Origin of the sequence: Paenibacillus sp. MMS20-IR301 (assembly GCF_032302195.1) — a bacterium.
Lineage (GTDB): Bacteria > Bacillota > Bacilli > Paenibacillales > Paenibacillaceae > Paenibacillus_AQ.
Genome location: NZ_CP135275.1, coordinates 6,822,044 through 6,836,511 on the forward strand (window position 1 = coordinate 6,822,044; position 14,468 = coordinate 6,836,511).

The 14,468-nt window shown below is 55.4% G+C and carries 12 protein-coding genes and 1 pseudogene; 6 read left to right on the top strand and 7 right to left on the bottom strand.

Annotated features, from left to right (window positions below; translation table 11 throughout):
- Positions 1-7 precede the first annotated feature (7 nt).
- The 7 genes and pseudogenes from LOS79_RS29470 to LOS79_RS29500 form a co-directional block, all read right to left on the bottom strand.
- Positions 8-766, bottom strand: coding sequence for a hypothetical protein (locus tag LOS79_RS29470; protein WP_315414385.1), 759 nt, complete (start codon positions 764-766; stop codon positions 8-10).
- A gap of 8 nt (positions 767-774) precedes the next feature.
- The gene (locus tag LOS79_RS29475) at positions 775-1,056 is read right to left on the bottom strand and encodes a BMC domain-containing protein (RefSeq protein ID WP_019908484.1); all 282 of its coding nucleotides are present in this window, start codon (positions 1,054-1,056) and stop codon (positions 775-777) included.
- Between the two features lie 323 nt (positions 1,057-1,379).
- Positions 1,380-1,652 (bottom strand): annotated as a pseudogene (locus tag LOS79_RS33130) (BMC domain-containing protein); the annotation flags it as partial.
- Between the two features lie 179 nt (positions 1,653-1,831).
- Positions 1,832-2,890, bottom strand: a complete 1,059-nt coding sequence (locus tag LOS79_RS29485; RefSeq protein WP_315414391.1) for a hypothetical protein — start codon at positions 2,888-2,890, stop codon at positions 1,832-1,834.
- 980 nt (positions 2,891-3,870) lie between these two features.
- On the bottom strand, positions 3,871-4,137 hold the full coding sequence (locus LOS79_RS29490) for a BMC domain-containing protein (protein ID WP_315414392.1): 267 nt from the start codon (positions 4,135-4,137) through the stop codon (positions 3,871-3,873).
- Positions 4,138-4,287: 150 nt separating this feature from the next.
- Positions 4,288-5,631, bottom strand: a complete 1,344-nt coding sequence (locus LOS79_RS29495) for a UbiD family decarboxylase (RefSeq protein ID WP_315414393.1) — start codon at positions 5,629-5,631, stop codon at positions 4,288-4,290.
- Between the two features lie 295 nt (positions 5,632-5,926).
- Positions 5,927-6,682 carry an AraC family transcriptional regulator gene (locus LOS79_RS29500; RefSeq protein WP_315414394.1) on the bottom strand — a complete coding sequence of 252 codons (756 nt, stop codon included), beginning with the start codon at positions 6,680-6,682 and terminating at the stop codon, positions 5,927-5,929.
- Positions 6,683-7,008: 326 nt separating this feature from the next.
- On the opposite strand from LOS79_RS29500, the gene LOS79_RS29505 reads away from it, so the two are divergent.
- From LOS79_RS29505 to LOS79_RS29530, 6 genes are all read left to right on the top strand, one after another.
- Positions 7,009-8,145: a BMP family ABC transporter substrate-binding protein gene (locus tag LOS79_RS29505; RefSeq protein ID WP_315414396.1), complete on the top strand. Its 1,137-nt coding sequence runs from the start codon at positions 7,009-7,011 to the stop codon at positions 8,143-8,145.
- 130 nt (positions 8,146-8,275) lie between these two features.
- Positions 8,276-9,838: an ABC transporter ATP-binding protein gene (locus LOS79_RS29510; protein ID WP_315414397.1), complete on the top strand. Its 1,563-nt coding sequence runs from the start codon at positions 8,276-8,278 to the stop codon at positions 9,836-9,838.
- A complete protein-coding gene (locus tag LOS79_RS29515; protein ID WP_315414399.1) occupies positions 9,831-10,877 on the top strand; it encodes an ABC transporter permease in 1,047 nt (348 codons plus the stop codon). Before LOS79_RS29510 ends, LOS79_RS29515 begins: the two co-directional genes overlap by 8 nt.
- A complete protein-coding gene (locus LOS79_RS29520) occupies positions 10,874-11,809 on the top strand; it encodes an ABC transporter permease (protein ID WP_315414400.1) in 936 nt (311 codons plus the stop codon). Before LOS79_RS29515 ends, LOS79_RS29520 begins: the two co-directional genes overlap by 4 nt.
- Before the next feature lie 45 nt (positions 11,810-11,854).
- Positions 11,855-12,811, top strand: a complete 957-nt coding sequence (locus LOS79_RS29525; RefSeq protein WP_315414401.1) for a nucleoside hydrolase — start codon at positions 11,855-11,857, stop codon at positions 12,809-12,811.
- 2 nt (positions 12,812-12,813) lie between these two features.
- Entirely contained in the window at positions 12,814-14,214 is a 1,401-nt protein-coding gene (locus tag LOS79_RS29530; protein ID WP_315414402.1) for an ADP-ribosylglycohydrolase family protein, read from the top strand.
- Positions 14,215-14,468 lie beyond the last annotated feature (254 nt).

Consider the following 14,468-nt stretch of genomic DNA (forward strand, 5'->3'; position numbering starts at 1 on the left):
ACCTCGATTATTCGAATCCTGCATGGATAATTTCAATTCCGTAATGCCGGGCAGTGTCTCTGGCCAGCGGAGTAATTATGGATGGCCCGTTCAGGCGGATGGCGGTCCTGCCCAGCCCGGCAGCCCCGCGGATATCCTCTGCAGTCAGCACCTGCTTCCCGGGCGGTGCAGCACCTGCGGACACCCAGCTGCTAATGCCGGAGGGGGTAAGCAGCTTGATTCCGTAACCGGCTATAGTGGATACCATACCTTCTATTCCCGCTTTCAACAGGGGACTGGCCTGTGATAGACCCCGCTCCCCCCAGAGGTAATGGTCCGGCTGGGCTCCTAGAGTCAGAGCACCTACAGGCTTGCCGGCACATAAGGCCTCGATAATCAGCCTTACGAAGGGATGCCCGGTATCCAGCTGGACAAGCCGGGAGAGGAGGGAGAGCGAAAGTACAGGGATGAACAAGGCTTCCGCATCGGCTGATGTTGGCAGTACAGACTGCCCGGGGCGGATGAAATCATCCACTCCGGTGCAGGCGGCGAACTGTCTGGTGCTGCCCGTATCAAGCAGCGGATCATCAACCCATAAGCGCAAGCGCAGCCGGGGCTGGCCTGCACTTAAGCTGCGTACAGCGGCATACCCTTCCTCCATGCCGATAAAATGCCCGGCCAGCAGCACCAGCACCCGGGGATGATCCTCGTTTAATTGTGCCGCTCTGGAGCGGTAAGACAACCCCAGCAGGGCATTCTCAGCAAGCGTGCTATGCCGGCTGTCCATAGGAGCGCTTATTCAATGCCTTTGGACAGTAAGGCGCGTTCCACTTCACTGTGCGGGCGCGGAATGACATGGACAGACACCAGCTCCCCAACCCGCTTGGCGGCTGCGGCTCCCGCATCGGTAGCGGCTTTTACCGCGCCGACATCCCCGCGGACCATAACGGTAACGAGACCGAAGCCGATCTTCTCGTAGCCACAGATCTCCACGTTGGCAGCCTTCACCATGGCGTCGGCTGCTTCGATTGCACCAACAAGCCCTTTAGTTTCAATGAGTCCAAGTGATTCTCCCATAATAAAAAACCTCCATAAGTTTAGTTGTATTCAGAAGCAGCCTGCTGTAAATTGACTGCACGGCGAGGGGACAAGGCGACGGTATATTGGCGTGGGAATTACTGCTCAGGTTCTTGATCAGCGGGGCCTGGGTCAGGATTAGAGCTGGTGCCGGAGCTGGAATCAGAGCGAGAGTCTGCGCCAGGGCTGAGATTGGGATCAGGGCTAGATTCGGGATTAGAGGCTGGGTTAGAGCCAGGATTAGAATGAGAGCCAGATCTTTGAGGCACGGCATAGCGCGAATTTGGATCCGCAACTGCTGGTTGTACAGGCTGGAAGCGGGACAGTATTTTGCTGTTCACATCTTCATGTGCCTTAGCGATAACACGGGCGGACACGACGGTGCCGATCCGCATGGCTGCCACTTTACCCGCATCCACTGCAGCACCGACTGCGGCGACATCACCGCTGAAATGAATGGTGACGCCAAGTGAACCGCCAACGCCGATGATCCTCTCAACGGCAATCAGCTGTACATCCGCCGCTTTCAGCGCTGCATCTGCTGCGGAGACGGCGGTAGTGTATCCGAGAGTTTCAATCAATCCGAGAGCCAGCATGTTCAGCTCCTCCTTTGTAAATTCTCCTTCGCAGTACGCGTTAAGGCAAAGTGATACGGACAGCCCGCCCAAGGTTAAAGTCAATCCGTTCAAAGTCAATCAATTCAAAGTCATCAGCTCAAAGAAATTCGGCTCAAAGTTATTCTGTGAATTCAGCTTGCCGGGTATAGAGCTTATTATTATTTATCTGTGAGCTCTGTTAAGGCGGGTAAAACAGCAGCCAGCTCTGCGTCAGACCCGCTGAGTATGCAGTAGCTGCGCTCTGCACGAAGACTCAGGCTTGTGCCCGGGCAGCTGACGAGCAGCCGCTCTGCGCAGCCGAGGCTATTCCAGCGTGAAGCGGCATCGATGACGGCGATGGCATCCTGCTGGCCGGCAGCCAGATGCCGCCGCAGCAGAGGGCCCGGCTGCAGACTGGAGTAACCCCGGATCTGCCGGATGGAATCGCGCTGCAGAGCTCCGGCCAGTTCTGTCAGCAGGCGGGCCAGCAAGCCGGCATCGTTGCTGAGCAGCAGCAACTCGAACCCGCCGCTGCTGCCGCCCCACTGGACATCTGCTTCCAGTGCGGGATTCGCGGCCAGCAGCGCCTCTACGGCGAACAGCTGGCCCGGATGGCTGGCTGGAGCGCTCAGCACACCGGCTGAGCTATAGCCGCGGCCCGCAGTGCCCAGCACCGGGCGGAGCCTGCTGCTGATTACAGGGAACAGCCAGGCATCCAGTGTTTCATCCCGGAGCAGTGGGAGCGGGCTGTCCGGTGAAGTGTTGCCCTGGCCGTATACTGCGACCGGCGGAACCGGAATCCCTCTGAAGTGGCTGGCCTCCGGGCAGCTGTCTTGCCGGCAGAGGCGATCTCCTGCCGGATGCCCGGGGCTGTGCACCTGCGCAAGACCGCCCGCACAAGTTGCAGGCGGGCAGGAAGCGTCGCCGGAAGCGGCAGGCTGCGCAAGCCCGTCAGGCAGTGAGCGCAAGAGCAGTGGGGACAGACAGCGCTCGGCGAAGCTCTGTGTATTCCCGGAAGCCGGCCCGGCCGGGGCAGGCAGGGTTGCTGCGTCTCCTGAGGGCCGCTCAGGTGAGCGGCTCCCGGTTTGCAGCTGTGCAGCATCCAGCGAATGGGTGTCGTACGACGAGCCGGGCAAACCGGGCCAGCCGAGCGGGGCCAGCCGCTTCGAGGCCTGCTCCTTCTGGTAGTTGATCCGCTTGATTCCGCCGTTAGGCTTGAGGCAATCCCCAGGCTTCACGCATGTGCTTAGGCAGTCCGCTTTGCTGTCCGGCGAATAGAGATGGCCGACTGGAGAGAGTGCAGGAGCGTGAGCTGAATCGGAACTGGCGGCTGGTGCGTGAACGGGAGCATGTGCTGAAGCAGAAATTCCAGCTGGAACGTGAGCCGTAGCCGGACTTGCAGCGGCGGAAGGAGTAGTGCGATTCCGCTCCAGAACCTCAGTAACTATGCTCTTCATGAAATCAGACAGGGGTAATCACCTCCTATAGGTAATGCGTACAGTGTGAGTGGCTTCCCGGGCAGCCGTGAAATTTGGGGTAACTTGTACAGAGACGGCGGCCAAGTTAGGGAGAGCACTACCTGATGTCTTTAACTGCACTTTGTACAACTAAATCGTCTGATGTTCTGCCTCTCACCTGTTTAGTTGTATTTCGTACAATTAAATCACCAAGAATGAGTGGTTTTGCTTATTTAGAGAATATTTAGTTGTACGAACTGCAGTTATAAGCTGCGAGCGTAGCTGTACGTTGCTTTTAATTGTATAGAATACAACTATCGTATCTGTGAGTTCCCCATAGAATGTATATGGACAATGGATTCTATGGATAGCTGTGAAAGTCCGGCGTGCGTTAGTATGTTACTGGAATGGACGTGGCTTGCCGGAGTGCGAATGTTGTATTTACCACGATATCAGCTCTGGTGCTCTATTAGTTATTAAGAAATCACTGTGTCTGATAGATCTGGTAGAGGTCAGAGTAAATACTGCTATTCCTCGTGATCCATGCGGAGCGTACAGCCCTTATGTCCCCGAAAATAGAACGTTTAGCACTGCTAACGGAGCGTAGTCCGCTTATTGCTTCTTCAAGAGGCAGATTTGAGGCAAATGCCTCCGCATTAAGTACGCTGGTGTCCGTTAGGCAGCAGGATGAAGGCTTCCAACGGAAATAAGGGCCAATGTATCCGTAGGATGTAAGTGAATTCTCTCTCCGGAAGCCCTGGCTACAACAGCATCCGCGCCAGATCAGAGTGCGGGCGCGGGATAACATTTGAAGCAATGAGCTCTCCTCCAGTACGCGGGTAAGCAGCAATACCCGCGTCAACGGCAGCCTGGACTGCGGCGACATCACCTTCGACGATTACTGTAATAAGCCCCGATCCTACCCGCTTGAAGCCGGTCAGCTTCACGTTTGCCGCCTTGCACATCGCATCCAGCGCTTCCAGTGCCGGAGTAAGTCCCCGGGTCTCGATCAATCCGATAGCTTGCATAATACACCTCCCGATAAGCTTTGGCTGTTGAGCAAATTAAACTGAAGTATTGAGAGCCGCGTTGCTGATGAACCCTGGTTAAGGTGCCAAGTCTGCAGCTGCAGCAGGCAGTTGCAGCAGGCAGTTGCAGCAAGCGTCCTGCTCTGCGCTCTACAAATATTCCGCCAGCTCGATCTCCTCCTGGCCGGGGATGGAGGTCCGCTTGTAATGCTCAGCTTCGGCCAGCGGATAGGTAGCATCGATGCCCATTTTGGCCGAGACGCCCCGCAGGTTATGCGACGGCTCAAGCGGCGAGCCTTTGGCCCCGCTGACGATGAAGATGTCGAGGTCGGCCTGGACGCGGGTGGCGATCGCCCACTCGACATCGAGCGGGTCCAGCAGATCGACGTCCTCATCGATGACGACAGCATGCTTCAGATCCTTATCGCCTGCGAAGGCGGCGAGCAGGGCGGTTTTGCCGTCGCCCTCCTGAACCTTCCTGATCCGGATGACCGCATGGTAACGGCCGACACCGCCCATGGTGATGTGGACATCCTTAACGCCGGGGACAACCTGGCGTACTGAGCCCAGCAGGGCGATTTCACGGGCAATCGCCATCGGCAGCTTCTCCTCATAGCTGGCGGGGAGAATGGTCTGCCAGACCGGGTTGTTCCGGTAGGTAACGGCGGAGAATTCTACAACCGGCTGCTCCGTGCGCGGGCCGTAGTATCCGCCGAGTTCCCCGAACGGGCCTTCCGGCTCGCGGACCCGCGGGAGAATCCGGCCCTCGAACACCACCTCGGCTTCAGCCAGCACCTCAAGGCCGATTGTCTTGCAGCGGACGACCTCAAGCGGCTGGCCGAGCAGGGCAGAGGCCACCTCCAGCTTGTCGGCATGGAACAGATGGGTGCTGATCTGGGAAGCCAGCACGACTGCCGGAACAATCCCGAACATGAAAGCCGCCTCCATCGGCTCGCCGCGTTCCTCTAGCTCTCTGAACTGCTGGAACAGCTCAGGCGAAGAGATCAGTATGCTGGTCCGGTTGCCGTCCAGCAGCTGCATCCGCCGGATGGAGGTGTAACGCTTCTGTCCGTCAGCGCCTCTAACAACCATGACACCGGAGACATAGTAGGCTCCGCTGTCCAGAGCATTATAGGTGCACACGGGGAACAGCTCCTCCAGCCGGATGCCGGAGGTAAGCACATTCTCGTGCACCGGAGCCTGAGCGCTGCGCTTCGTAGGCAGCGGACGGACTATGGCCTCGATTAGCCGGGGCAGCAGCTCCGCAGGCTGCATCCCCATGCTCTCGGCCAGCAGCTCCTTGGAGCCGCCAAGCCCGGCAGCCATCGGCATCCTATACCCCTTCACCCTCTGGAAGAGCATAGGCTGCATGCCCTTCACGGCCTTAATCACTGCCCCAAGCTCAAACCGCGGGTCCACCTCCTTGCGGATCTTCAGCAGCCGGCTGCTGTGCTCCCAATGCTCCAGCAGCTCACGAACATTAATAAAAGCCATAGGAACTGGCACCTCCCAGCAATAAGTAATTTTTGTAATGCATACAGCACAGCTCCGGTGTGCATCCCCTGCTCCTATTGGGAAACTGAAAACAAAAAAAGGAAGCCGCAGATATAGAGAAACAAGATTCTCTACATCGCGGCTTCCTTCATTCTGTGAACAGAAATGGGGCAAACCTTTATGCTCTAGCGGCTGACCAGGATACAATCGAGATACAGCCGTTATAAGTGATATTCGCGTAAGCTTAAATCCCATTATAGCGGTATAACGCAAAAAGTAAATGATTAATGTTACATTACATAACCTTGCTGCTGGTGCGGAAGGTACGCGGGGAGAGCCCGATCTCTCTTTTGAACATATTGCAGAATTGGGCATCATTGACGAAGCCGGCAGCAGCAGAGACCTCAGAGATATGCATCTGGGTGTGCAGCAGCAGGGACTTGGCATAATCCAGGCGTTTCAGTAAAAGATAACGGTGCGGGGACTCGCCAAATCTTTCCTTGAACAGATGACGGAAACGGTCATAGCTGTAACCGGACATTTCAGCAAGCGTAGCTACCGAGAGCTTGTGCCGGTAATGCTCATTCATATAATTTAGCACATACTGCATCTGGTCCTCTGCCGGAGAATGGAAATCTGAGGCGCTGAGCAGCCGCTGGAGATACACCGTGATTTCGCTCATCTGCAGATTCAGCAGCTCGGCGAACCCGTCGCGCTTGCGCTTGAATTCCTCATTCATCCGCTGCAGCGTCTGCAGGACCGTATGCTCCTTATCATCATCAAAAACACCGGACAGCGAATTGATAATCGGATTGCCGCAATGAAAGCCGACGAACAGCACCTCCGGGCTGGGCTGATGATTCTCGTCATGCTTGAAGTTAGGCGGAATCAGGCCGAAGCTGTTGGGGCGGAAATGATAGCTGCGCGGTCCGATACTGCAGGTGCCCTGGCCGTGGATATAGTACACAAGCTCGAAGCATTCATGCTGATGCGGAGGGATATAAGTATTCGCCTCATGCTCTGCATTTACAATATATAGGACACGATCCATGGTGAGCCTCCGTTTATGATCATTTAGCCGAATCGTACAAAAAGTTGACCGAAAATATATAAATATTTATCTGTTCTTTTGTTATGATCTTATCAATAAAACCGAAGATTCTCAACTGGACTGGCCATCTTGTTCGGGTTTTGCTCGGTTTTATTGCTAAATGTAACATGAAATGTTTGTTTTCATAGTAAAATGCTTATTTTCAGAAACTCGCCAGTTATTTGTTTGAGTCATCCAATACTAGTGGTTTAACAAATCGTGTAATTGGAATTTTATGCTTTTTCATCAGTGTTGATCAAATACAAACAGGGGTGTGAGCTTAGATAATGAAAAAGAATATGCTCGTTATATTGTTGCTGGCGGTAATGGTGCTGGTCGCTGCATGCGGAAACAACAAGTCCGGTAATGGTAATTCCGCCAATACGGGAAGTAATGCCGGGGGCGGGGAAGCGGCTGCTGGGGACAAGCTGAAAGTCGTGCTGCTGATCCCGGGGACGCTGGGTGACAAGTCGTTTTTTGATGCGGCGAACAGCGGTCTGCAGAAGGTAAAGGACGAGCTTGGTGCAGAGACTAAGGTTGTAGAGATGGGTGCGGACAAAACGAAATGGGAACCGACCTTTAATGATATCGCAGCTGAGGATTGGGATGTAGTGATCTCAGGCGGCTCGGAAATTACGGAAATGTTCAATGCGACAGCAGAGGCCAATCCGGATAAAAAATTCATCAACTATGACACCGACATCGAAGAAGCTCCGGAAAATATGTACAACATGTCTTATTCGACCAATGAAGTCTCTTTTCTGGCCGGAGCGGTAGCAGCGCTTGCTACGCAGTCCGACATGCCAAATGCCAACCCGGAGAACGTGATCGGTTTCGTGGGCGGGATGGATATTCCCGGAATTAACGCGTTTCTTGTAGGTTACATCCAGGGTGCACAGTATGTTGATCCGGATGTAAAGGTTGCGGTATCCTATGCCGGCGATTTCGTGAACCCTGCCAAGGGTAAGGAATTGTCGCTGATCCAGTACAACTCGGGTGTGGATGTTATTTTCAACGTAGCGGGCGGTACAGGACTTGGGATCTTTGATGCGGCCAAAGAGAAGACGAAATATGCGATCGGTGTTGACTCTGACCAGGCCATGCTGCTGAAGGATACAGACAGTGATAAGGCTAACCTGATCGTCACATCGGCGATTAAAAAAATCGATATGGCCATCCTCGGCGCAGTGAAGAAGCTGCAGGACGGCACGCTTGAGATGGGTAAACGCGATGTACTGGGCTTCGTAGAAGACGGTGTGGGCATTGCTGAGAATGACATCTACACAAGCGTATTCCCGGCAGAGCTGCAGGCCAAGGCGGAAGAAGTGAAGCAGAAGCTGATCAACAAGGAAATTACGGTTGACAATGCTATGGGTATGGAGACCTCTGAGGTTGAGGCCATCCGTAATGCCGTTAAACCTTAAGTTCATTAAGAACAAATATGCTTAAATAAAAAAGTTTACAAAGCTCTGCAGTTGGCGGCTCTTCGTTTGGGAAGAGCTCCAGCTGCCTATTTTTTGCAGGGCCACTTAAGTTGAAAGGCGTTGATGACCCATGGCGAACGCTCTGCTGGAAATGCGGGGAATCACCAAAGTATATCCGAACGGTGTTGTAGCCAACAAAGACGTTGAATTCTCCTTGCGTGAGGGTGAAATCCATGCGATTGCCGGGGAGAACGGAGCCGGTAAATCGACTCTGATGAAGATCATGTTCGGGCTGGAGGAGCCGAGTGAAGGCGCGGTCTATATCCGCGGAGAACAGGTGAAGCTGCAGTCCCCGCAGGATGCGATCGACCGGGGCATCGGCATGGTTCATCAGCATTTCATGCTCGTGCCTTCTTTTACTGTGGCTGAGAACATGGTGCTGGGCATGGAGCCGCGCAAAGGCGTGGGCTTCAATTATGCGGAAGCCGTGCGTCTGACCGAGGAAACGGCACGTAAATATAACCTCTCTGTAAATGCCAAGGCGAAGGTGGAGGATCTGAGCGTCGGCATGAAGCAGAAGGTGGAAATTCTGAAGGCCCTGGTGCGCGGGGCCAAGATCCTGATCCTGGATGAACCGACCGCTGTGCTGACTCCGCAGGAGACAGAAGAGCTGTTCCATGAGCTGCAGCAACTGAAGGAACAGGGACATACCATCGTCTTTATCTCGCACAAGCTGAAGGAAGTCAAAGCGATCTGTGACCGGATTACGATTATGCGCGGCGGCAGAAGTGAAGGGGTCCTCCAGATCAGTGAAGTCACGGAGCAGGAGATTTCACGGCTGATGGTCGGCCGGGATGTTGTGCTGAAGTACGATAAGGACAGTATCCCGGATGGTAAGCCTGTGCTTACCGTGAATCAGCTTAGCGCGCTGGACAGCCAGGGCAAAGCTCTGCTGTCAGAGATCAGCTTCTCGGTCCGGGAAGGCCAGATTGTCGGCATCGCGGGTGTTGAAGGCAACGGGCAAAGCCAGCTGATTGAGGCGCTGACCGGCGGTCTGCGCGGCGTGTCCGGCAGCGGCTCGGTCAAGGTGAGGGGGACGGATATCCGTGAGCTCGACATCTTAGGCATCCGCAGCCTCGGCGTGTCTTATATCCCGGAGGACCGGATGCGCCAGGGTGCGGCGGGAGAGGCCAGCATTGCGGACAACCTGATCTCCACCCGGTACCGGGCGAAGGATATGAATAAGGGACCTTTCCTTAACGGTTCCAGGATTGCGGCTCTGGCGGTATCGCTCGTAGAAGAATTCAAAGTACGCTGCTCCGGCCCGCAGCAGCAGATCGGTATGCTGTCCGGCGGCAATATGCAGAAGGTCGTTGTCGCGAGGGAATGCTCCACCAATCCGCAGCTGCTGATCGCCGAGCAGCCGACCCGGGGCGTCGATATCGGGGCTGCGCAGTTCATCCATCAGAAGCTGCTGGAGCTGCGCTCGGCTAATTGCGCCACCTTGCTCGTATCGGCCGATCTGAATGAGATTCTGGAGCTGAGCGACAGTCTGCTCGTCATGTATGAGGGCCAGATCGTTGCGTACTTCGAAGATCCTTCCGCCGTAAGTGAGGAAGAGCTGGGACTCTATATGCTGGGGATTAACCGGCAGGACAAAGAGCAGACCGGGAGGGCTGTAAACCATGTTTAAAGTAAAATATTTCGAGGCGATCCGTACAGCGGCAGTCATTGTCATTGCGCTCTTTATTGCCTTTCTGATTATCTCGCTGGTCAGTGACCAGCCGGTGAAGACGATCGGCATCTTCCTGCTGGAGCCGTTCTCTACTAAAGGGCATATCGGTAATGTCATAGAGATGGCTATTCCGCTGATGTTCACCGGTCTTGCCGTCTCGCTCCTGTTCCGGGCCAATATGTTCAACCTGGGGGCGGAAGGGATCTTCTATTTCTCCGGTGTGGTTGCTACTACATTAGCCATCCACCTCAGCCTGAACAGCTGGCTGCATCCGCTTGTAGCGATACTCGCAGGCGCGATTGTCGGGGCACTGCTGTCGGCTATTCCCGGAATTCTCAAAGCGAAGTGGAATGCCAATGAGCTGGTGACTTCGCTCATGTTTAACAATATCCTGTTCGGGGTCGGACTGTACCTGCTGAACTACCATCTGCGGGATGCCAAGGCCTTCGCCAACGTTTCTTTTAAATTCGAGAAAACTGCGCAGCTGAGCAAGCTTTTTGCCGGCACACGCATTCATACCGGGCTCATTATTGTGCTGGTGCTGATCGTGCTGGCCCATCTGTTCCTCTACCGGACCAAGTGGGGCTATGAGCTGCGGATGACCGGCGTGAACCGGGATTTCGCCCGTTATTCGGGCATGAAGACTGCCAAAGTAATCATTCTGGTTCACCTGATTGCCGGGTTCATTGCCGGGATGGGCGGCTCGGTGGAGGTGCTCGGGATGTACAGCCGGTTCCAGTGGACTTCACTGCCTGGTTACGGCCTGGATGGTGCGCTGGTGGCCATGCTGGCCAAGAACAATCCGCTTTCCGTCATCGTCTCCGCGCTCTTCCTGGCCTATATCCGTATTGGAGCCGACTTGATGGCGCGTCTGTCCGATGTGCCGTCCGAGATGATCTCGATCATTCAGGCGGTTATTATTCTTCTCATCTCGGCTGAGCAGTTCCTCAAGTTCTGGAAGAACCGGATGCTGCTGAAGGAGGCGAAGGAAGCATGAATAGTCTGCTGAATGTTATTCTGACGACGGATTTCGCCTTCTCGGTGCTGCGTGTAACGACGCCAATCCTGTTCGCTGCGCTGGGTGCACTGATCTCAAACCGTGCCGGTATCATCAACATTGGGATGGAAGGGATTATGCTCGTCTCGGCTTTGGCCGGGGTCATTGTGAGTGCTTATACGCAAAGCGCCTGGGTCGGACTGCTTGGTGCCGTTGTTTCGGGGACGCTGATCGCCGGAATTCTGGCCTTTTTCACCCTGAAGTTCAAGACCCATATCATTCTCGGCGGTGTGGCGATTAACATGTTCGCTTCGGGCGGTACGGTATTCATTCTGTATCTGCTCAGCGGAGATAAAGGTTCTTCCACTTCCTTAGCAAGCAAAGTGCTGCCAAGTGTGCAGATCCCGCTGCTGAAGGAGATCCCGGTGCTGGGTCCGATTCTGTCGGGACATCACATACTGACTTATTTCTCGATTCTGTCCGTGCTTGTTGTCTACTATCTGCTGAACCGCACGCCGCTGGGGCTGCGTATCCGTTCGGTGGGCGAGAATCCGCATGCGGCCCAGTCGGTTGGCGTCAGTGTGGTTAAGATTCAATATACTGCGCTGCTGCTCAGCGGCTTCTTCGCCAGTCTGGGCGGCGCCTACATGTCGATGGGCTATCTGTCCCTGTTCACGCGGGATATGGTGGCCGGCCGGGGCTGGATTGCGATTGCCGCTGAATCGATGGGCCGGAGCACAACGGTCGGGACCGCATTAACCTCTCTGTTATTCGGCGCAGCCGATGCGCTCTCCAACGCTCTGCAGGTGCTGAAGATTCCGGCGGAGCTGATCGCTACGCTGCCTTATGTGGCAACGGTGATCGGTCTGATCATCTACGCGGTCTCGGAGACCCGGAAGAAGAACAAGAAGCTTAAGACGACTGTGAAATAGATGACTGTGTGAATTGAACTATAAACCAACAAGGGAGCGACACTAATGCCAACACCTATTATCATTGACTGTGATCCGGGGCATGATGACGCGATTGCCATTCTGCTTGCGCTGGCTCATCCGGAGCAGCTGGACATCCGGGGGATTACAACGGTCGGAGGCAACCAGATTCTTGATAAAATCACCGACAATGCGCTGAAGATCCTCAGCTTCGTGAATGCTGATATTCCTGTAGCCAAGGGAGCGGCCGCGCCGCTGCTCGGCAAGCTCGTTACCGGAGAAGAAGCGCATGGCGAATCCGGTATGGACGGCCCGGCGCTTCCGGCCAGCAAATTCAAGCCCGTAGAGCAAGGCGCTGTGGAGTTTATGCTGGACATTATCCGTTCCTCCGAGGAGAAGATTACCCTGGTGCCGACGGCCCCGCTGACGAATATTGCCCTCTTGATTACAGCTTATCCGGAAGTGAAGGAGAGAATCGAGAAGATTTCGCTGATGGGCGGCGGGCTGGCTTACGGCAATGTGACCCGGACAGCGGAATTCAATATTTATGTGGATCCGGAGGCGGCGAAAATTGTATTCGAATCGGGGATTCCGATTGTAATGAGCGGGCTGGATGTAACGGATAAGGCGGCTATTTTTGAAGAGGAGATTGAAGAGCTTAAGACCCGCGGCCCCGTATCTGTTATGGTCGGTGAGCTGCTGGATTTCTACTCAATCTATGGCAAAAAAATGGGCTTCGTCGGCAATGCGCTGCATGACCCGTGCGCCATTGCCTGGCTATTGCACCCGGAGCTGTTCGAGTCGGAGCATCTGCATGTTACGGTGGAGACCGAGGGCAAGCTGACCCGGGGGATGACTGTGGCCGACCGGCGCAAAAAGCCGGAGCATCCGGCCAATACAGAGGTGCTGCTCGGCGTAGACCGTGAAGCGTTCATCAAGCTGCTCTATGATTCACTGGACCGGTTAGACCGCGGGCTCGGGTCCGCGGCAGGAGCAAACTAACGATGGCAGGCTGGGAACGTCTGCAGGAGACGGTGCGGCTGGAGCTGCAGCAGCGCATCGAGGAAGGATGCCGGACCGGCAGCCTGGCAGAGAAGCTGGCTGCTGCCGGCAGTGATGAGCAGCAGCTGATGGAGGTCTACCGTGAGCTGATGGAGCTGGGCGTGGCGGCAGACTTCCCGTATCAGGAGCCGTCCGATCTGGCGGGAATCCGGGAGCTGCGGCCGGAGGGTCCGCGCCGGCTGGCGGTGGAGTGGACGCCGGAAGAGTGGCGCGACAGGTTCTACGGAGCCTGGCTGGGCCGGAGTGTCGGCTGTGCACTGGGCAAGCCGCTGGAGTACTGGGACTACCTGTACGGGAAAGACGGGCGAACCGGCTGGGAGAATATTGAGCTGTGGTTCCGGGGCGCGGATGCCTGGCCGATCAAGGGATATACACCGGAGCATTCGACAGCGCGGGAGGAATACGGCCTGGGCTTAAGCGACTGGTCGTTCACCAGTACCCGGGAGAAGATCAGCTACATGGAGAGTGACGATGATATCCGTTATACCGTCCTTGGACTGATGCTGCTGGAGCAGAAGGGGCTGGACTGGGATTCGTGGGACATCGGCAAGCTGTGGCATAAGCATCTGACCTACAGCCAGGTCTGCACGGCGGAAACGCAGTCTTATATGAATTTTGCTGCGGAGACCTCCCATCTGCACGGTGACAAGCCGGAGGATTGGCCGCTGCGGCAGGAACGGGTACGGATGCATCTGAATCCTTACCGGGAATGGATCGGTGCAGCTATCCGTGCAGACGGCCTCGCCTACGGAGCGGCGGGTCATCCTGAGCTGGCTGCGGAGCTGGGCTGGCGGGATGCTTCCTTCTCGCATGTGAAGAACGGAATCTATGGCGAAATGTTCAATGCGGCGATGATCTCCGCTGCGTTCGCGGGCCTGGATAACGAGCGGATTGTGGAAATTGGGCTGAGCGAAATCCCGAAGACGAGCAGATTGGCTAAGGATGTGCTGCGTGGAGTAGCTATTGCCCGGCAGGCGCGCAGTGAACGGGAGCTGGTCAGCACGCTGTGGGAGGAGTTCAGCCATTATGATCCGGTGCATACCAATAACAACGCGGCGATTGTCGCAGCCTCGCTGGTGTACGGCGGCAATGACTTCGAGAAAGCTGTAGTTACCTCAGTAAGCGCCGGAATGGATACAGATTGCAACGGTGCGACTGTAGGCTCCATTATGGGCGCGAAGCTGGGTGCAGCCCGGCTTCCGGCTAATTGGACGGCTCCGCTGAATGACCTGCTGTACGCAGATCTGCCGGGCTTCCACCCGATTCCGATTTCGGAGGTGGCCGAGCGGAGCTATCAGGTGTTCCTGAAGATCCGGACAAGTCCTCAAACTTCCCCAAACTAAATAATAACGTAAAGCAGCGATTCTTCTGTCACTTGGAGAATCGCTGCTTTACGTTTGTTGGTCAATAGCGGACTAAGTACGCCGAAGTATGGCTCTAGAGTGGACTATAGAGGAGGAAACACTAACTGCCCGATTCAAATACGAACACCTGCCGCCGGAAGCTTCGGACAAATCGGGTACTTCGGACACTTTGGGTACTTTGTGTCCTACGGACACCACGGACCTTATTGGTTGATTTTCAGCCTGTTTAGCGT